Annotated in this window: 16 protein-coding genes; 13 read left to right on the plus strand and 3 right to left on the minus strand. The window is 47.9% G+C overall.

Annotated elements, in window-relative coordinates:
* Window positions 1-83 precede the first annotated feature (83 nt).
* On the plus strand, window positions 84-257 hold the full coding sequence (locus DXA74_RS00810) for an Arc family DNA-binding protein (protein ID WP_118524928.1): 174 nt from the start codon (window positions 84-86) through the stop codon (window positions 255-257).
* 152 nt (window positions 258-409) lie between these two features.
* Here DXA74_RS00810 and cobC read toward each other — a convergent pair whose 3' ends face one another.
* Entirely contained in the window at window positions 410-937 is a 528-nt protein-coding gene (gene cobC, locus DXA74_RS00815; RefSeq protein WP_118524929.1) for an alpha-ribazole phosphatase, read from the minus strand.
* 247 nt (window positions 938-1,184) lie between these two features.
* On the opposite strand from cobC, the gene DXA74_RS00820 reads away from it, so the two are divergent.
* Complete coding sequence (locus tag DXA74_RS00820; protein WP_118524930.1) at window positions 1,185-1,934, plus strand: hypothetical protein; 750 nt, start codon at window positions 1,185-1,187, stop codon at window positions 1,932-1,934.
* A gap of 73 nt (window positions 1,935-2,007) precedes the next feature.
* Here DXA74_RS00820 and DXA74_RS00825 read toward each other — a convergent pair whose 3' ends face one another.
* Complete coding sequence (locus tag DXA74_RS00825; protein WP_118524931.1) at window positions 2,008-2,445, minus strand: Hsp20/alpha crystallin family protein; 438 nt, start codon at window positions 2,443-2,445, stop codon at window positions 2,008-2,010.
* A 288-nt stretch (window positions 2,446-2,733) separates the two neighbouring features.
* On the minus strand, window positions 2,734-5,082 hold the full coding sequence (locus DXA74_RS00830) for a zinc-dependent metalloprotease (RefSeq protein WP_233550401.1): 2,349 nt from the start codon (window positions 5,080-5,082) through the stop codon (window positions 2,734-2,736).
* 227 nt (window positions 5,083-5,309) lie between these two features.
* Between DXA74_RS00830 and DXA74_RS00835 the strand changes: the two genes are divergently transcribed.
* The 11 genes from DXA74_RS00835 to DXA74_RS00885 all read left to right on the plus strand — a co-directional run bounded on the left by DXA74_RS00835 (window position 5,310) and on the right by DXA74_RS00885 (window position 19,050).
* Complete coding sequence (locus DXA74_RS00835) at window positions 5,310-6,554, plus strand: efflux RND transporter periplasmic adaptor subunit (protein WP_118524933.1); 1,245 nt, start codon at window positions 5,310-5,312, stop codon at window positions 6,552-6,554.
* 78 nt (window positions 6,555-6,632) lie between these two features.
* Entirely contained in the window at window positions 6,633-7,931 is a 1,299-nt protein-coding gene (locus tag DXA74_RS00840; RefSeq protein WP_118524934.1) for an ABC transporter permease, read from the plus strand.
* Between the two features lie 46 nt (window positions 7,932-7,977).
* Window positions 7,978-9,243, plus strand: coding sequence for an ABC transporter permease (locus DXA74_RS00845; RefSeq protein ID WP_118524935.1), 1,266 nt, complete (start codon window positions 7,978-7,980; stop codon window positions 9,241-9,243).
* A gap of 79 nt (window positions 9,244-9,322) precedes the next feature.
* Window positions 9,323-9,991: an ABC transporter ATP-binding protein gene (locus DXA74_RS00850; RefSeq protein WP_118524969.1), complete on the plus strand. Its 669-nt coding sequence runs from the start codon at window positions 9,323-9,325 to the stop codon at window positions 9,989-9,991.
* Window positions 9,992-10,019: 28 nt separating this feature from the next.
* Window positions 10,020-11,303: an ABC transporter permease gene (locus DXA74_RS00855; protein WP_118524936.1), complete on the plus strand. Its 1,284-nt coding sequence runs from the start codon at window positions 10,020-10,022 to the stop codon at window positions 11,301-11,303.
* Window positions 11,304-11,307: 4 nt separating this feature from the next.
* Complete coding sequence (locus DXA74_RS00860; protein ID WP_118524937.1) at window positions 11,308-12,564, plus strand: ABC transporter permease; 1,257 nt, start codon at window positions 11,308-11,310, stop codon at window positions 12,562-12,564.
* An 18-nt stretch (window positions 12,565-12,582) separates the two neighbouring features.
* Window positions 12,583-13,854 carry an ABC transporter permease gene (locus DXA74_RS00865; protein WP_118524938.1) on the plus strand — a complete coding sequence of 424 codons (1,272 nt, stop codon included), beginning with the start codon at window positions 12,583-12,585 and terminating at the stop codon, window positions 13,852-13,854.
* A gap of 3 nt (window positions 13,855-13,857) precedes the next feature.
* The gene (locus tag DXA74_RS00870; protein WP_118524939.1) at window positions 13,858-15,123 is read left to right on the plus strand and encodes an ABC transporter permease; all 1,266 of its coding nucleotides are present in this window, start codon (window positions 13,858-13,860) and stop codon (window positions 15,121-15,123) included.
* 28 nt (window positions 15,124-15,151) lie between these two features.
* Window positions 15,152-16,432, plus strand: a complete 1,281-nt coding sequence (locus DXA74_RS00875) for an ABC transporter permease (RefSeq protein WP_118524940.1) — start codon at window positions 15,152-15,154, stop codon at window positions 16,430-16,432.
* A gap of 4 nt (window positions 16,433-16,436) precedes the next feature.
* Window positions 16,437-17,690: an ABC transporter permease gene (locus tag DXA74_RS00880; RefSeq protein ID WP_118524941.1), complete on the plus strand. Its 1,254-nt coding sequence runs from the start codon at window positions 16,437-16,439 to the stop codon at window positions 17,688-17,690.
* A gap of 31 nt (window positions 17,691-17,721) precedes the next feature.
* The gene (locus tag DXA74_RS00885) at window positions 17,722-19,050 is read left to right on the plus strand and encodes an ABC transporter permease (RefSeq protein WP_118524942.1); all 1,329 of its coding nucleotides are present in this window, start codon (window positions 17,722-17,724) and stop codon (window positions 19,048-19,050) included.
* Window positions 19,051-19,067 lie beyond the last annotated feature (17 nt).

Here is a 19,067-nt window from a genome sequence, read left to right on the forward strand (position 1 = left end):
GAGATTTATCAGTCAATATTGTATTTCTATTATTGGAATAATGATATTATTTTGATATGAATAAGTAATAAGAAACAGAGTGTATGCCGGAGAAAAAATCAGATATGAGAAGCTTTGTGCTTCGGATAGATTCCAAGACAATGGATCAGATAGAAGTCTGGGCTGCCGAGGAGTTCCGTTCGGTGAACGGCCAGTTGCAGTGGATTATCGCTGATTCGTTGAAAAAGTATGGCCGGCTGCCTGATAAGAAAGAATAATTTACTCTCGAATCATATACGCTTGAATCTTTTGAGCAATAATATGGTCTGTATATAATATATTAGCTTTTGGATTCTGTAATCATTCAATAAACGGTCTAATTGCACAAAAAAACCTTGTCGTGAGACAAGGCTTTTTTGTATCTGTCTGTTCAGACTTCTATTTTGATGACACCTCCATAAGGTGTCAGATTATCGTATCCCTCTTCCATTTTCACCTGGCCGGCGAAAACCTGGGCGCAAATCAGCACCCCACCGTGTGCAAAAATGGCCACTCGTTGATAGGGTTTCTGTTTCAGTTCTTCCAGAAAAGCGCTTACTCTGTGATACAGGTCCATGAACGACTCTCCGTTTTTGGTCGGAGTATTCAGATAATCTTCAAACCATTTCCGGATTTCCGGATCATTGATCTGATCATAACGCATCATTTCCCAGTCGCCCATGTTCAGCTCCTTGAGTCGTTCGTCGCGGATAGCTTCCGGATATCCGCAGAAATCCGCCAGTTTGGTAGCCCGGCTCAGCGGACTGCTGTATACACAGTCGAAAGAGAGTCCCTCCAGTTGTTTTTTGGTTTCGGCAGCTTCTTCCGGAAAGGAGGCCTTCAGGGGCACATCCGTAAATCCGTAGCATACTCCTTTGGGTACATCTACAGATGTATGTCTGATTAAATATACTTCCATAATTCAGTTTGAATTAGTTTTATGTTGATCTCTGCAAATGTAATGATTTCCTTCTTTTTGCCCAATAAATGATGGATTTTCAAATTGAAAATCCTCTTCAATAAATGTTTTTTATTGGTCGTGTCAGGTCGAAAATAGTAGAAAAAACTTTGAAAATCCTTTGGGAAGAAAGATTTTTATCTTACCTTTGTTTTTTTATAATTCGCTGATAATTAATATATTAAATAATAAATTTAAAATATAAATTATGAAATTGGAAGATAAAATTAAATCCTTTGATCTGCGTACGGAACTTGAAAATAAAAAAGAGGGAAAGAATAGAGATGAGAAACTGGTGTTGGTGTTTAAGGATTTGGCCCGACTGATTCTTCAGGGTTATTTTTTAGTTAAGAAGAATAACTGTGATTCTTTTGTAAAAGTGCAACCAACTTGTGTGGAAATTTATTGCCATGAAGAAGGTGAGGGGGATGATAAAATCAAGGATTATATTGTCTATCATCGGAATAAGGACAACGGAGAGGATTTGAAATCCCTTTTTCCGTTGGGGGTATTGCATAATCATGTTTCCGGGATAGATATTACTTTTGAACACGGTAAGGATGCCGCACAAGCTGTTCGTTTGTCTGCTTTGATTCGTGAGTTCTCTGTAGACGAATCTCATAAAAATGAAGAGCAACTGTCTGAATTGGATAAAGTGAAAATCATAGATAAACCTACCTATTTATATGATGCTCTATATTCTCAATATTCCGTATTTGAAGGTGGATTTAGTATCCAATGGGTTGATGGTTCGGAAGAGAAAGACTTTGAGATTTCAGAAGAACAGAGATGTAATGTGGCTGAATATGAATTAAAGGAAAAAATGGATAAAAATAAATCTTATGAGTCTCCGGAGAAAAAAACGATGGAAGAACATCCTGATGCCCAACCGACTGCCAACAAGAAATATGTGCAGGATATGCGAATGTGGAGATTCAAAAGGAGTTCTAAGAAATAAAACGAACCCATAAAAAAATCCCGCCCGTGGAATTTCTTCCACAGGCGGGATTCAATTGCTGAACTATTAAGAATTAGTGAATCTCAATAACACGGCTTACTTTGGCTTTTTCTTCCGGAGTGCGTTTTGGCAATTCGATGCTCAGCACACCGTCGTGAACCTGAGCGCTGATCTTTTCTTTCTCTACATCGTCCGGCAAAATCAGGCTTTGCTGGAATTTGGTGTAAGAGAATTCGCGACGCAGATATTTCTTGTTTTCCTTGTCCTCTTCCTTGTTTTCGGATTTCTTCTCCATGGAGATGGACAACTCGTTGTTTTCACCCAAATGGATGTTGAAGTCGTCTTTTGTCATGCCCGGAGCAGCCACCTCAACGGTATAGCTTTTGTCGCTTTCTATTACGTTGATTGATGGAGCTGTTGCATTAGCCTTAACCATCCAATCGGTATCGAAAAAGTCATTGAAGATACTCGGTAACCAGTTCTGACCATAAGTTTTTCTCATCGGCATCATAATCTTAATCTCCTATTCTTTAGTTGTTTATTTCAATTTGTTTCTCTCTCGCATCCCCTTTCGGTTCTGCGATTCGCTAAGAATAGTACAAATGCTGTGCCGGATGTAATTTTGTCAGATGCCAGAGTGCTTAGATTAAACTTGTAAAAACTCTTTTAAACCATCTGGCGGGATTTTATACTCCCGAAAACTTTGTTTACTTTTTAGACAGAACAGAGTGTAGACAAAATGGCACAACCCGGATAAGGATTGTGCCATTCTGTACCTTTCTTGTTTTTGTATTCACCGTTATTTGATGGTCAGTGCCCGCGTGATGGCATCATTCAGGTTGGCAAAGTGCGCCTGAGTGCTCTTGTTGCCACTGCGTGCATACTGTGCCGTACGGGTTTTCAGGCTCTGAAGGGTCTGCAACACATAAGGGCGTGCTTTGGCGCTGATGCCTGCACGGTTCAGATAAGACACCAGACTTTCTACAAACGTGTTCTGCAAGGCCTTTTCATAGGCACTTGGATTGGCGGTGTTGCGGAAGGTCAGGCGGGTCAGATCGGCCAGATACTCGTCGGCGGTATATTCCGGATTCAGTCCGTCAATCAGGCTGAGCAGGCGGCTCACCATGCCTGTACCGATGCTGGTGGTGTAGTTTTCCGGTTTTGAAGTGAAGCGGTTCATATACTCCGGCAACAGCCAGGTCGGTTCTGTAAATATATTGCGCTCAAAGTAAGCCAACGCATTCTTCTGGCGTGCTTTTTCCACCGGAGTGTAGATGGCTCCGCTTTCATTCACCGTCTTGAAATTGCTGTAATAACCGCCGATGTTGCGCAGCACATGATTGTTGTAGCGGTAGAACTGATTGCGGATCTGGTCGTACATGCCTTTCAGATTCTCATTATAGATATCCTTGTTGTCGTAGGTCCATTTCGGAAGAGCCGCAATTTCCCGTTTCAGATTCAGAATACCATATTCGCTGGCCTTTACGGCATCATCACCCAAATCCTCGGTCTGGCAGCGAGGATCGTTTACCCGATTGGTTTCTCCGTCGCCGAACCACAGACGCGGATTGCCCGGCAGATTCTTCTGTACCAGTTCTTCGAGCATGGCATGGTCGCTGTCCTCGTCGGTAGCTCCGATCATCGGACGATAACCCCATTCGATGGCCCACTTGTCATAATCATTGATGCGTGGGAAGATACCGGCACGCGAAATGCCGTCCTCCGGCTGTGCCACATAATTGAAGCGGGCATAGTCCATGATACTGGGGGTATGACCGTATTTCTCCACCCATTCCTTGTTGCGCAGACTGTCTACCGGCACCGTGCTGCTGGCACCGAAGTTATGGCGCAAGCCCAAGGTGTGGCCCACCTCGTGTGAAGAAACAAAGCGGATCAGTTCGCCCATCAGTTCCTCGTCGAAGTTCATCTTCTGTGCGGCCTCATCAATGCTTCCGGCCTGTACCATATACCAGTCGTGCAGCAGATTCATCACATTGTGATACCAGCAGATGTGGCTTTCCAGAATTTCACCGGAGCGTGGGTCGTGTACGTTCGGTCCGTAGGCATTCTCTATCGGAGAGGCCAGATAGCGGATTACCGAGTAACGTGCGTCTTCCATGCTCATGGTCGAGTCGTTTTCGGGCCATTCCTTACCGATGATGGCATTCTTGAAGCCGGCTTTTTCGAAAGCTTTCTGCCAGTCGTTGATACCGGCGATGAGGTATTTTCGCCACTGTTTCGGAGTGGCCGGGTCAATGTAATACACAATCGGTTTGACGGGTTCCACCAGTTCGCCGCGTTTCATCTTTTCCACGTCCTCGGGGCGTGGCTCCAGACGCCAGCGGGTAATGAAGCGTTTTCCTTTGACGCGCTGCTGGTCGTCGGAGAACTCATTGAATCCGTCGGCAAAATAACCTACACGCGGATCGAAATAGCGGCGCATCATCGGTTCTTCGGGCAACAGGATGAACGAGATGTTCAGTCCGAAGGTGGCGCGTCCGGTTGAGGAGGTGGCGGGCAGATTGCCAGTAGCCGAGTTCCAGGTCTTCACAAGGCGCACCTCTGTGTTCATCGGGAAGGTCTTGATGCTTTCGATAAACGACAGGTCGCCCACCTGATTGCTCAGGTTATATTGCTTTTTCATATAGGCCGGCATACCTAAAGCCGGATTGTCCTCATTAAAGAAAGAGGTCACCTTGATGCGGCTGGCCTTACCGACATTCTTTTCAATCTTGAAGGCACCGATAATCGGATTGTTGTTGCTTATGGTAATTGCTTTATAAATATTTTCGGTAGAGTCGGCAGTGTTGATCAGCAGTTCGGCACGCAGCAAAAGGCGTCCGTCGTTGCTTTTTTCCCAATACACCACCTGTTCGTTCATCTGTTCACCTCCGAATTTGCCGCAGTTGGCCGGAGTACTGGTGAATCGGGTAGTGGTGAGGAAACGGCGTCCGATCAGCGAATCCGGAATCTGGAAGAACCAGTCCGTGCCCGATTTGACTACCTGAAACAGTCCCTCTCTGATATCCTCTTTGGGAGCTGCGTTTTCTACTTTCTCTTTGTCTTTCTTTTTTTTCCGCTTGGCATCTGCGGGAGCGGCTACCAGACCGGCGCAGAGCAGGAGCAGAATCATCCTTGATTTTATCATGTCCGTATTAAATTAGGTGATACATTTTATTCTGAAAACAAAGATACTTTTTTATCCCGACACCGCCTTGTTTTGAACTCTGTTTTTCGATTTTGTGTCCGAAAATGGACACACTGTCCATTTCCGGACACTTGCGATTTTGCTTATCTATTGGAATATCAATACTTTACGTTTTTGGCACGATTCTTGTTATTATGAAAAGTAAAAATGATAAAATAAACGTAAATATGGATCGTCCTATATCTCCTGTTGAAATCAGAAAACGGCGCATCAAGATTGCGCTTTCCGTAGTTTTGGGTGTTGCTGTATTGGTCGGTGCGGTTCTTTGGATCAGCGGCCAGCTTCAAACCGGTGTCAAGCAAACGTCTTTGGTCTTTTATACAGTAGATTCCGGCACTATCGAAACCGGCGTCAGCGCTTATGGTAAGGTAGTGCCGGCTTTCGAAGAACGTATCACTTCGCCGGTAGGCTCGCGCATTATGGAAGTGTATGCCCGTGTCGGGGACACGGTAGAGGTGGGCACTCCGTTGCTGCGACTCGATTTGCAAAGCATCGAAAACGATTATAAGAAACTGCTGGACGAGGAAAAGATGAAATGTTATCAGCTGGAGCAACAGTTGGGTAATGACAAGATTTATCTGAACGACCTGGATATGCAGATCCGGATTGCCGAAATGAAACTGGATCGCATGAAGGTGGACTGGAGCAATGAGCGCTATCTGGACAGTCTGGGATCGGGTACTGCCGATCAGGTGCGCCAGGCCGAGCTTTCTTATACGACCAGCCGCATGGAGCTGGAGCAGTTGCGTCAGAAAGTGGAGAACGAGCGTCAGGCACGCCGCACCGAACTGAAGATAAAGCAGCTGGATCTGGAGATTTTCCGTCGGTCCATGGAAGAGAAGCGGCGTACGCTGGAGGATGCCCGCATCCGTTCTCCGCGCCAGGCAGTGCTTACTTTTGTAAATACACAGATAGGAGCCCAGGTGGCACAAGGCGAAGAAGTGGCCGTAGTGTCCGATCTGAGTCATTTCCGGATTGAGGGCAGTCTGTCCGATACCTATGCCGATTTAATAAGAGTTGGAGCCAAAGTGTTGGTTAAGGTTAATGATCAGGTATTTCCCGGCATGGTATCCGGTGTAACTCCGTTGAGCGACAATGGGATGATTTCTTTTTCCGTACAGTTGGACGATAAAGTATCATCCCGTTTGCGCCCGGGAGTGAAGGCCGACCTGTATGTGGTGCATGCCGTGCGTGAGAACGCCATACGTATGGCCAATGCCTCGTTCTATACGGGCCCCGGAGAATATCAGCTGTTTGTGCAGGATGGTGATGAACTGGTGCGTCGCAGAGTACGGTTGGGAGAATGTGACTTTGACCATGTGGAAGTGCTCGACGGACTGAAGGAGGGCGAACGTGTGGTGGTGAGCGACCTGAGTTCTTATAAGGATAAGATGGTTCTGAAAATACGCTGAGGCTGCTGTCTGAAGGCAGACCGGTTTTTCTGTGAGTATTTTCCGGTAAAGTAATATAATGGAATAGAAAAAAAGAACATGATAAAAAGTTATTGGAAACAAACATGGGCCTTGCTGTGGCAGAACAAGCTTTTCGGAGGGCTTTATCTGATCGGGACGGCACTGCCGGTCACGATGACGATGATTGTAGTGATGTATTTTCATCTGCTGACGGCTCCCGTTTACCCGGAGTTGAATCGCGACCGGCTTTATGAGGTGCGCGCAGTAAAGACTTATAATGCCGACGGGGTGCTGACCAGTGGCGGTTACTGTTCGGAAGCTATGGTTCGCCAGTGGTTTTATCCGTTACGTTCGGCCGGAAAGGTTACGGCCATTTATACGTATAACCGTAATCTGAATGACTGGCTTCAACTTGCAGACGGAAAGAGTGAGCTGAAGGTACATACGAAATATACGGATCCGAATTTTTTTCAGGTATTCGATTTTGATTTTGTAGCCGGTGCTCCGTTCTCCTGGTCCGATTTGGAGAGCGCCCGTCCCTGTGGAGTGTTGTCCGCTTCCATGGCCCGTCGTCTGTTCGGTACGGAGCAGGCTGTAGGCAAGCGCTTTACCATGAATTATATAGACTATACGGTTACGGGGGTGGTACGCGATGCCAGTAGTCTTACTCCGACAAGTTTTGCCCAGATCTGGCTGCCTTATACCCATGTTCCGGGTTATGGAAACTATCAGGAAGTCGGTTCCGGCGGGTTCACCACAGTCTTTCGGGTGCAAGACGAGAAGCAGGCACGGCAGTTGCAGGCCGATGTCCGTGATCTGGTGCGCCGGTATAATGTGCTGCATGCCGATGAGAAACGGTTGGAAGTTGATTTGCCGATGCCTGTATGGAAACGGAATCTGGTTCCGGGAAACATGGAAGTCGATTTGCCGGCGATGATCCGTTTTTGGGGCGGACTGCTTCTGGCCTTTCTGATTGTTCCGGCCGTGAATCTGGGAGGTATGATTTCGGGACGCATGGACACCCGTTTGCCGGAATTGGGTATCAGCCGTGCTTTCGGAGCCGGAAGGGGATATCTGTTGCGTCGGGTAGTGCGTGAGAATCTGCTCATGACTTTAGCCGGAGGATTGTTGGGTCTGGTGCTTTCCTGGATGCTGTTGGGATGGGGGCACGACTGGATTATCGGTCTGTTCGACACCTACGGCCTCATGCAGGTAGAGAATGAAGAGATGCTGGTTACTCCGGCCATGCTGTTCTCGCCGGTACTTTTCCTGGCTGCCTTTCTGTTCTGCCTGCTGCTTAATCTGGCTTCGGCGCTCATTCCGGCCTGGCGGGCTTTGCGTGTGCCGATTGTGCAGGCGCTTTATGAAAAGAAATGATTCGGAAATCTATCAGAAACATGAAAACATTAAAACGATATAGCTTATGTTACGCATGATATTTAAAATGCTGTGGGCCCGAAAAAGACGCTACGGATGGCTGCTTACCGAACTGGTATTGGTCACGATGATTGTCTGGGTGCTGCTTGACCCCTTGGTCGTACTGTTGTCCATAGAGTCCATGCCCAATGGTTTTGATGAACGGAACCTTTATCGGGTGGTTCTTGCGGATTACAACGGTCGCTCTTCCCGTTTTCGCTCCGAAGAGATGCATCCGGTGAAGGCCCGCGAAAACCGATGGAGCCAGCTCCGCAGGATTCGTGCTTACCCGGGAGTGGAGTCGGCCACGTTCTTTGGCAATACCGGTCCGTTCTGGGTAAGTTCCTATTATCTGCGCTTTCAGAAAGATACTCTGGTGACCGATGCCTGGGTTATGGAGGTCGTACCCGGTTCGGATTATTTTCAGACACTGCGCTTCACCGAGGTGGGAGGACAGACCAATGAACAGCTGGACCGTCTGTTGCAGGGCGAACCTTTTGAGCAGCCCGACCGGGTGGTGTTGAGTGATGCCGCCTTTCCCGGGCAATCGGCACGCGGCCTGAATGATACGGTGAACCAGCATCAGGTGGTCGGCACAACGGCGCTGGTGCGCATGCGTGTAGGAGGAGTTCCGATGCCGGTCACTTCGCGCCTGACTTATCCGAGCGGTCAGAGTATTCTGTTCCGGGTACGTGACGGAATAGACGAAGACAAGTTTCTGCCCGCCTTTACCGAATGGGCCCGGAACAATCTGCAAGTCGGCAATTCTTATGTACGCAGTGTGCAATCGTTCCGTGATTTCATGCACGAGGATGGCGATGAGGTAAGGCAAAACCTTCGGGTGCGTACCATATTGGCGGGCTTCTTCCTGTTCTTCCTTTTTATGGGAGTAACCGGTACTTTCTGGATGCAGACCCGCAGTCGGCGCGAGGAGATAGGTATTCTGAAAAGCTTTGGTGCCACACGGGGCATAATTGTCCGCTCCCTGTTGGCCGAAGGTGTTATTCTGGCAACTCTGGCCGTGATTATCGGCTGTCTCCTTTATTTGCAGTATGCCATGAAAGAAGGACTTTACAACCCATTGGGAAATAATGGAAACAATATCTATACGCTTTATTCGGGGCGTTTCTGGTTTGAGTATTTCAAGACCCATTTTACGGTTATCTCTCTGATCACCTGGGTACTGTTACAGCTGGTTGTTTGTCTGGGCATTTGGATACCGGCACGGAACCTCAGCCGTATACCTCCGACCGAAGCCTTGCATGAAGACTAAAGCGTTTCCTGAAGATTCATCAAAAAAGAAATGATCATATTAGAACAAACAAACTTTAAAAAATAAGATTATGAGCAACATGATTCAATTGACCGGTATCAACAAGATTTACCGTACGAACGAGATCGAAACACAGGCATTGGAAAACGTAAACCTGAGTGTGGAAAAAGGAGAGTTTCTGAGTGTGATGGGACCATCCGGTTGCGGCAAATCCACTTTGCTGAACATTATCGGTTTGCTGGATAACCCTACCAGCGGTACTCTGGAACTGGGAGGCACGCTGATTACACCGAAGATGAGTGATCGCGAACAGGCTGCTTTCCGTAACCGTACTCTGGGCTTTGTATTCCAGTCTTTCCACCTGATCAATACACTTAATGTGCTCGACAATGTAGAGCTTCCGTTGCTATTCCGTAAGATGTCCGGCAGCGAGCGTACCCGTCGTGCTAAAGAAGTACTGGAGCGCGTGGGATTGAGCCACCGTATGCGTCACATGCCTTCGCAGCTTTCCGGCGGACAGTGTCAGCGTGTGGCCATCGCCCGTGCCATTATCGGTAATCCCGAAATCATTCTGGCCGATGAGCCGACGGGTAATCTGGATTCCAAGATGGGAGCCGAGGTTATGGACATCCTTTGCCGTTTGAACAAGGAAGACGGACGTACCATCGTCATGGTAACGCACAATGAGGAGCAGGCTCGTCTTTCTTCACGCACCATCCATTTCTTCGACGGTCGTCAGATAGACTGACTTTACCTTAACTAAATATATAGTGACCATGATAAAACGATATATCAAACAGACGTGGGCCATGCTGCGGCAGCATAAGCTGTTCGGCGCGCTCTACATCATCGGTACGGCTATCCCGATAGCATTGACGATGATCGTCATCACCTTCCAGTATATCCGGGTGGGATCCATCTATCCGGAGGAGCACCGTGATGAGGTATGGATTACCAATCGGGCTTATACCCAGAGTGGAATGCGTTGGATTAATTTATGGGTGGTGAAAGAATGGTTTTACCCCATGAAGGGCATACAGGCTGCAACAGCTTTTCGGAACGATACTGAAGCTCAGGTCTTGTTGCCCGACAGTAAGGCGAGTATGCAGGTTCTGAGTAAATTGACCGATCCGGGATTTTTCAAAGTGTTTGATTTTGATTTTCTGGCCGGCAAGTCTTTTACGGAAGCCGATCTGGCGAATGGTAACTTTCGTGCCGTGATTACCGCTTCTCTTTCACGTCGTCTGTTTGGTACAGAACAGGCTGTAGGGAAAACATTTGCGATGAATCAGATCCGTTTTACTGTGGCGGGAGTCGTGCGCGATGTAAGTGCGCTGACACCGCTTACCTGTGCCCAGGTGTATGTGCCCTATAGTTGTTTTCCGGAGGATGGAAATGCCATGCGCCGGGATAATGTGATGGGGGATTATACGGTTTGTATGCGGATCCCTTCGGGAAATGGAGCTGCGGTACAGGCTAATGTAGAAGAACGGAACCGTCTGTTCCAGCAGATGCATCAGATAAAGGCACCCAATTACAGTTATGTGCAGCCGCCTTGTCCGTTGTGGAAATACAATGTGAACAATCAATCCATGGATCAAGATGATAACGTCAGCAAGGCACTTCGCCTTTTTGGAGGATTGGTGCTTGTATTTCTGTTGGTTCCGGCTCTGAATCTGAGCGGTATGATTTCCAGCCGTATGGAAGGACGTTTGCCAGAGATGGGAATTTACAAGGCTTTTGGAGCTACCCGTCGTTATCTGTTGGGACAGGTGTTGGGCGAGAATCTCGTATTGACTCTTTTGGGTGGACTGGTAGGGCTGTTGCTTGCCTGGAGTGTTTTGGTTTGGGGCCGTAGCTGGATTTACAGTTTTATCTTTCCCGATGTCTATCTGCTGAATGGTCCGGATGTGCTGGTTACGGTGGAGATGTTGTTCTCGCCCTGGGTATTCCTGTCCGCATTCCTGATTTGTGTGGTGTTGAATGTGGCTTCAGCCCTGATTCCGGCATGGAATTCTTTGCGCTCGGAAATAGTCTATTCGTTGAACCAGAAAAAGTAAGTTTATGATACGTTTGGCATTGAAAAATATATGGGCCCGTAAAAAAAGAAGTGGTTGGCTGCTGGCCGAGCTGGTTGCCGTCGCTATCATATTGTGTCATCTGATGGACCCTCTGATTGTACAGACTTATGTGAACAGTTTGCCGGATGGTTATGATTCGGAAAACCTTTACCGTGTGGCCATCAAGGAATATGAGCCAGTTTCGATACGTTTCGATATGGATGCGGCGGGAGATGAGGTGCGGGAGAATAACATGTGGCACATCCGTGATCGGGTGGCCCGTTATCCCGGTGTCGAATCCGCTACATTTCAGATAGGTAATGAAACTCCGGGGAGCACCACTATGAATATATCAGCTATTTGGTGGACCGATTCTTTGAAAGTGTCTGTGTTTTGTATCGGCTTTGTTCCCCAAAGTGATTATTTTACCACTTTCCGTTATCAGACTGTAGGAGGGCCTTCGCCGCAGCAGCTTGACCGGATGGAACTTAAAGGTCGTGAACATATTCTTACGGAGACTTACATGCCCGATGGACCGATTTTTGGGCGGACGCTTAAAGACTTATTGGGAATATCTGACGAACCTGTGATCGCCACCCTGCTTCCGGTTAAGATCAATATGAATATTCCGCCTCAGCAGGTTCAGTTTGAGAAAAGGAATGCACGTAATGCAAAGGCTATCGTTTTCCGTCTGCGTGATGATGTTGATCCGGATGAGTTTCTGGCAGATTTCCGTGAGTGGGCCGATAAGAATTTGCAAGTGGGAAATTACTATGTGAGTCGCGTAGATTCCTATCAGAACTTCATCAAGTACAGTACTACGTATGTTGAGAAAGATTATTTGCAGAAGATGATTCTGGCCTGCTTCTTCCTGTTCTGTATCTTCTTTGGCGTTTCGGGAACCTTCTGGATGCAGACCCGTAGCCGGTGCGAGGAAATCGGTATTCTGAAAAGTTTCGGTGCCACTTCCGGACGTATCCTGCGTCTTTTTCTGTTCGAGGGACTCGGTCTGGTTACGGTGGCGGTTCTGTTGGGTTGTGTGATTTATCTGCAGTATGCCATGCATTCAGGGCTTTACATGCCTGAAAATATGTGTTGCAGTCCTTACGTGCACTATTGGTTTGAGTCTTTCAAGGAGCATTTCCTGATTGTTTCGGGCGTGGTCTGGTTGCTGATGGTTCTGATTGTCAGTTTCGGCATTTATGTTCCGATGTGGGGTATCAGTCGGATAGCACCGACAGAGGCGTTGCACGAAGAGTAATATATAAAGATAACGAATATGATAAAACGATATATCAAACAGACGTGGGCCATGCTGAAGCAGCACAAGCTGTTCGGTTCGCTCTACATCATCGGTACGGCTATTCCGGTAGCGCTGACGATGATTGTCATCACCTTTCAGTATATCCGGGTGGGATCCATCTATCCGGAGGAGCACCGCGATGAGCTGTGGATAACCAATTGGGCCGGTTATGGAGAGCAAAGGAATGAAATCAGTCTGAATATTGTGAAAGAATGGTTTTATCCGTTGCATGATGTAAAGAGTGTAACAGCCATGCGGAAAAAAGGAGAACCGATACTTCTGCCGGATGGCAAGACCTGTATACAGGTCCAGAGCATGATGACCGATCCCGGATTCTTCCGGGTGTTCGATTTTGATTTTCTGTCCGGAAAGTCTTTCACACAAACAGATCTGAATAACGGTAATTATTGTGCGGTCATTTCTGCTTCCCTATCCAGAAGTTTGTTTGGTACGGAGCAGTCGGTGGGTAAAACGTTTGTGATGAATTATGTACGCTTTACGGTGTCCGGTGTCGTGCGTGATGCGAGTGCTCTTACTCCCTTGACCTATGCTCAAGTTTATATTCCTTACAGCTGTTTCCCGGATTCGAGAGATAATCAGAGTTCGGATCAGCTGTTGGGGTCTTATAAAGTCTGTATGCGTATCCCTTCGGGGAAGTCTGCTTCGGTACATGCGCAAATAGAGCAGCACAACCGCCAGTACCAGTTGATGTATCGGCACGACGGTTTTGTGTCTCCTCCCTGTCCGATATGGCGGTATAATGTGAATAGCCAGCTGATGGAATATGAGGAGGATGCCAGTGATAAGGCACTCCGCCTTTTTGGTGGACTGATTCTTGTTTTCCTGCTGGTGCCGGCCTTAAATCTCAGCGGTATGATTTCCGGCCGTATGGAAGGTCGTTTGCCTGAAATGGGCATCTATAAGGCTTTTGGAGCAACGCGCCGTTATCTGTTGGGACGGGTTTTGAGTGAGAATCTGGTGCTTACCATTTGGGGCGGTCTGGTTGGATTGCTGTTTGCCTGGAGTGTTCTGGTTTGGGGGCGTAACTGGATATTCGGATTTATCTTTCCCGACATTTATCTGTATCATACTCCGGACATACTGGTTACCGCGCAAATGCTGTTTTCACCTTGGGTATTCCTGTCGGCGTTTCTGGTCTGTGTGGTCCTGAATGTGGCCTCGGCTTTGATTCCGGTATGGAACTCCCTGCGTTCGGAAATTGTTTATTCATTAAATCAGAAAAAGTAGGTTATGATACGTTTGGCATTAAAAAATATATGGGCCCGCAAAAAAAGAAGCGGATGGTTGCTGGCAGAACTGGTTGCTGTCAGTATCATTCTGTGGCATCTGCTGGATCCGTTGATGGTGCAGACTTATGTGAACAGCCTGCCGGATGGCTTTGAATCGGAGAATCTTTATCGGATTGAGTTGAATGAATATCCTTCCGTTTCTTCCTTTTATCGTGCGGATGCCGGTGAGCGGGAACAACGTATCGAAAACATGTGGCATATTCGTGAACGGGTGAGTCGTTATTCCGGAGTGGAATCGGCTACATTCCAAATCGAGGCGTTGGCTCCAGGTAGCACGGCTTGCCTATTGGGGCGAAATGCAATTTCAGATACCTTGATGAGTGTGTTTACGGTTCATTTTGTTCCTAAGAGTGATTATTTTACGACATTCAGGTATAGAACCTTTGAAGGCCTTTCTCCGAAACAGTTGGACCAGATGGATTATCATAGCTCAGAGTTTGTTTGTACGGACCCCCATTTTCCCGGCAAATCTGTCTTAGGATGGAATGGCGACGGAGGTAATAAAGTCCGTGTGGTAGCTTCTTTGTATCCTGTTAAGATGCGTATGACTCTTCCACCTCAACAAGTGGAGTTTCTCCAGAGGGAGACTCCAGAGAATGCTTGGGCCATTGTATTCCGTTTGCGGGATGGCATTGATCCGGATGATTTTCTGCCTGCTTTCCGTGATTGGGCCAAAAATGAATTACAATTGGGAAATTTCTACGTGGGCAATATAGAATCTTATCAGGATTTTATCAAGCAGAGCACTTCTTCTGCAGATTATGATTATTTGATGAAGGTGATTCTGGCCTGCTTCTTCTTGTTCTGTGTCTTTTTCGGCGTTTCGGGAACCTTCTGGATGCAGACCCGTAGCCGGTGCGAGGAAATCGGTATTCTGAAAAGTTTCGGTGCCACTTCCGGACGTATCCTGCGTCTTTTTCTGTTCGAGGGACTCGGTTTGGTTACAGTAGCGGTTCTGTTGGGCTGTGTAATTTATCTGCAGTATGCCATGCATTCCGGACTTTATTTTCCACAAGATGTGTATTTTTCCCAAGAGACGTGTTGCAGTCCCTATGTGCATTATTGGTATGAGTCTTTCAAAGAGCATTTCCTGATCGTTTCGGGCGTGGTCTGGTTGCTGATGGTTCTGATTGTCAGTTTCGGCATTTATGTCCCGATGCGGGGGATCAGTCGGATAGCTCCGACAGAGGCGTTGCACGAAGAATAATGTATCAGTCAATTAAATATAGAAGAATATGATAAAACGATATATCAAACAGACATGGGCCATGCTGAAGCAGCACAAACTGTTCGGCTCGCTCTACATCATCGGTACGGCTATTCCGGTAGCGCTGACGATGATTGTCATCACCTTTCAGTATATCCGGGTGGGATCTATCTATCCGGAGGAGCACCGCGATGAGCTGTGGTGTTCCGAAACTATCTATAATGGTAAGGGTGCCGTGGGGTCTTTATCCCTAACGGCGGTCAACAAATGGTTTTATCCGCTTCAGAGCGCAAAGGCTGTGACTGCTATACACAGTGCTTATCCGGTTCTGGTGCAGCTCCCTGACGGAAAAAGCGTACTTCAGGTAAAGACAATAGCCACGGATGCCGCTTTCTTCCGGGTATTTGATTTTAGGTTCCGTTCCGGCAAACCGTTTTCTGAATCTGATTTCCGCAACGGCAAACAGTGTGCCGTGATTTCGGAATCACTGGCCCGGCGGTTGTTTGGGGATGTGCAGGCTGTGGGACGGACCGTGCAGTTCAACTATGCCGATTATGTAGTGTCCGGTGTGGTGCGTGATGTCAGCAGTCTGACTCCGCGTACTTTTGCGCAGATTTATATTCCTTACACCTGTCTGGATGAAAACCAGGATCCTTCAGCTTTGTGCGGATCGTATACTGTTGCTATTCGGGTTGACCGGAACAAAGGGCAGCAGATGAGGGCTGAATTTGATGAGAAATTCCGTAAGTATCAGGTGGCAACGGGCGATACGTCGGTTGTGATTGAGAAACCCCTCCCGGCTTGGAAATATTCGGCAAAGGATTCGGGTGCGGGCGTGCTTCTTGTTGATGGCGATGATATGGTGCGCAAATCCCTGTACCTTTTCGGGGGACTGGTTCTGGTCTTTTTATTGGTTCCGGCTTTGAACCTGAGTGGCATGATTGCCGGTCGTATGGAAGACCGCTTGATGGAAATGGGAGTTTACAAAGCCTTTGGAGCCACCCGTGGCTATCTGTTGCGGCAAGTTCTGAATGAGAATCTGATTCTGACTTTGATGGGCGGATTGGTCGGATTGTTCTTGTCCTGGGCTTTGTTGGCGTGGGGAAAGGACTGGGTGTTCCGATTCTTTTCCATTGACTATTATCTGGACAATTCGGATATCCTGGTTACTGTGGAGATGCTTTTCTCACCCTGGATTTTCCTGTCCGCATTCCTGATCTGTGTCGTATTGAATCTTGCCTCTGCCTTGTTTCCCGTATGGCACGCCCTTCGTGCGGAGATTGTTTATTCGTTGAACCAGAAAAAATGAGCTTATGATACGTTTGGCATTAAAGAATTTATGGGCCCGAAAGAGGCGTAACGGCTGGCTGATGGCCGAACTGATTGTGGTCAGTGTCATTCTGTGGCATTTTGCCGATCCCGTGACGGTGCAGACTTATGTGAATATGCTGCCGGATGGTTTTGACTCGGAGAATCTGTACCGTATTTCCATTCAGGAGTATGATCCGTCTTCTTACCGTTACCGTGAAGAGGCGGCAGAGAGTGAGACACGACAGGAAAATATGTGGCGTATTCGGGATCGTGTCCGGAATTATCCCGGAGTGGAATCGGCTACATTTCAGATTGGAGGAGGCGGTCCGGGTGGTAGGTCGTACACTGCGACATCAATTCAGGTTACTGAAGATATTTCAGTGTCTCATATACAAGTTGATTTCGTTCCCAAAAGTGATTATTTTACCACTTTCCGCTATCAGACGGCCGGAGGACCTTCAACAGAGCAGATGGACCGGATGACTTTGGAGAATGGGGAATTGATTATGACCGAGAACATTCTTCCGGATGCTCCTTCGTTCGGGTACAGGTATAAGAATGCTCTTGGAGATGAATTTAAGATTGTAGCTTCCGTTCGTCCTGTTAAAATACATTTGAACAAACCTCCCCAGCAAGTCCGGTTTGTGAAGTCTGGTGTTCAGGATGCGGATGCTATTATTTTCCGTTTGCGTGATGATGTGGACCCGGATGCCTTCCTGACGGATTTTCGGGAGTGGGCCTTGCGGGAGCTGCAATTGGGTAACTATTTTGTGGTGCAGATTGAATCGTACGATCACTATATCAGTCAGGGATACTTTTCCAATACCTATGATTATGGGGTACAGCTTCTGTTAGGCTCGTTCTTCCTGTTCTGCATCTTCTTCGGAGTTTCCGGAAGTTTCTGGATGCAGACGCGTGCCCGGCGTGAAGAGATCGGTATTCTGAAAAGCTTTGGAGCCACTTCCGGGAAGATGGCGCGTCTGTTCCTGCTTGAGGGACTGATACTGACCACCGTGTCTGTCTTCTTGGGGGCAGTTATTTATTTGCAATATGCTTTGCATACCGGATTGTACCAGCCGGAAAACACTTGCTTCAGTCCCTTTGTGCATTATTGGTATGAGTCTTTCAAACTGCACTATCTGATAGTTTCGGCTGTGGTCTGGCTGCTGATGGTACTGATTGTCAGTTTCGGCATTTATGTGCCTGTGCGCGGCATCAGCCGGATTGCACCGACGGAGGCGCTGCACGAAGAATAACTTACACGAATAAAACAAACACTTATTGATTATGAACCGTTTTCGGAAATATGTTTATCGTAGTTGGGCTCTGCTCCGTCAGAATCCGCTGTTTTCGAGCATCTACATTTTGGGCACTGCACTTTCGGTGGCCCTGCTGATGGTGCTGTTTATTATCTTTTACGTGAAATTCGCTCCCATCTATCCCGAAGGAAACCGGAACCGTACGCTGGTGCTGCAATACGTACAGGCCAATGATCTCAGCAATCCCAGTTCATATAGTGGTGGTGCTCTGTCACCGCGCGTTCCGTATGAACTTTTGAAGGGATTGCCGCATCTTGACGCGACAGCTGCGGTGTATCGCACTTCTGCTGCAAAGGATGACAGAGTTGCACTGACGACGCGTTCGGCTGCGGTACCCGTATCATCCAAGTATGTCGATGGCGGTTTCTGGCGGGTGTTCACCTTCCGTTTCTTGTCTGGAAAGTCTTTTTCCGATGCCGATGTGACCGCCGCGATGCCGGTGGCCGTTCTTTCGGCCCGGCTGGCCAACCGTATATTCGGAACAATGGAGGCTGTCGGACGACAGTTTCTGTTCAATGGTAACGAGCTGAAAGTGGCGGGTGTGGTGCAGGACGTGTCGTGGGTCACTCCGGCTACGGCTGCCGATGTGTGGCTGCCGTTGTCGCTCAATCCGAATGCGCTCTGGGAAACGGGCGATGAACGTCTGCGGGGTAATCTGGAGGTGTATCTGACGGCTCCGAAGCCTTCCGACAAGGACGCGTTACGAAAGGAAGTACGTGAGGCGTTTCGTCGTTACAATACTACGTGCCGGCTTTATGAGAATGACATCCTCGACCAACCGGACGATTATTGGAAAAGCTGTTTCCGGTCCTCCTATACCGGTGATGCCAGTAGCAGCTTGAAGCCATATCTCGAAGCCACTTTGCGTCCGTTCTTCTATTTCCTGCTGGCCCTGATCTTCATTCCGGCCCTGAATCTTGGGGGCATCATCGCTTCACGCATGGACAGCCGTATCGGAGAGTTGGGTATCCGCAAAGCGTATGGAGCTTCCAACCTCTGGCTGTTGCGTCAGATTATGAATGAGAACCTGCTGTTCACTTCGTTAGGAAGTCTTTTAGGCCTGTTGCTTAGCTATCTCTGTCTGTGGCTTTCGTCCGACTGGATTCTGACGATTCTTGATAAGTATACCGATCCGACCATGCCTGCGCCCGAATTTACGGCCGGCATGCTGTTGCAGCCTGCGGTGTTTGTAGTAGTCGTATGCTTCTGCCTGTTGCTGAATTTCCTGTCGGCACTGGTTCCGGCCCTGTTGTCGCTGCGGAAAAGCATTGTGGAACAATTGCAGCAGAAGCGATGAGGGGTAAGTGATGAGTG

Origin of the sequence: Bacteroides sp. OF04-15BH, from assembly GCF_003477995.1 — a bacterium.
GTDB lineage: Bacteria > Bacteroidota > Bacteroidia > Bacteroidales > Bacteroidaceae > Paraprevotella.

Bases quoted from the DNA above. Each gene is read 5' to 3' on its own strand.
- cobC (WP_118524929.1), bottom strand. From the start codon at position 937: ATGGAAGTATATTTAATCAGACATACATCTGTAGATGTACCCAAAGGA.
- DXA74_RS00885 (WP_118524942.1), top strand. From the start codon at position 17,722: ATGAACCGTTTTCGGAAATATGTTTATCGTAGTTGGGCTCTGCTCCGT.
- DXA74_RS00845 (WP_118524935.1), top strand. From the start codon at position 7,978: ATGTTACGCATGATATTTAAAATGCTGTGGGCCCGAAAAAGACGCTAC.
- DXA74_RS00880 (WP_118524941.1), top strand. From the start codon at position 16,437: ATGATACGTTTGGCATTAAAGAATTTATGGGCCCGAAAGAGGCGTAAC.
- DXA74_RS00855 (WP_118524936.1), top strand. From the start codon at position 10,020: ATGATAAAACGATATATCAAACAGACGTGGGCCATGCTGCGGCAGCAT.
- DXA74_RS00820 (WP_118524930.1), top strand. From the start codon at position 1,185: ATGAAATTGGAAGATAAAATTAAATCCTTTGATCTGCGTACGGAACTT.
- DXA74_RS00835 (WP_118524933.1), top strand. From the start codon at position 5,310: ATGGATCGTCCTATATCTCCTGTTGAAATCAGAAAACGGCGCATCAAG.
- DXA74_RS00810 (WP_118524928.1), top strand. From the start codon at position 84: ATGCCGGAGAAAAAATCAGATATGAGAAGCTTTGTGCTTCGGATAGAT.
- DXA74_RS00870 (WP_118524939.1), top strand. From the start codon at position 13,858: ATGATACGTTTGGCATTAAAAAATATATGGGCCCGCAAAAAAAGAAGC.
- DXA74_RS00875 (WP_118524940.1), top strand. From the start codon at position 15,152: ATGATAAAACGATATATCAAACAGACATGGGCCATGCTGAAGCAGCAC.
- DXA74_RS00840 (WP_118524934.1), top strand. From the start codon at position 6,633: ATGATAAAAAGTTATTGGAAACAAACATGGGCCTTGCTGTGGCAGAAC.
- DXA74_RS00825 (WP_118524931.1), bottom strand. From the start codon at position 2,445: ATGATGCCGATGAGAAAAACTTATGGTCAGAACTGGTTACCGAGTATC.
- DXA74_RS00860 (WP_118524937.1), top strand. From the start codon at position 11,308: ATGATACGTTTGGCATTGAAAAATATATGGGCCCGTAAAAAAAGAAGT.
- DXA74_RS00830 (WP_233550401.1), bottom strand. From the start codon at position 5,082: ATGATAAAATCAAGGATGATTCTGCTCCTGCTCTGCGCCGGTCTGGTA.
- DXA74_RS00850 (WP_118524969.1), top strand. From the start codon at position 9,323: ATGATTCAATTGACCGGTATCAACAAGATTTACCGTACGAACGAGATC.
- DXA74_RS00865 (WP_118524938.1), top strand. From the start codon at position 12,583: ATGATAAAACGATATATCAAACAGACGTGGGCCATGCTGAAGCAGCAC.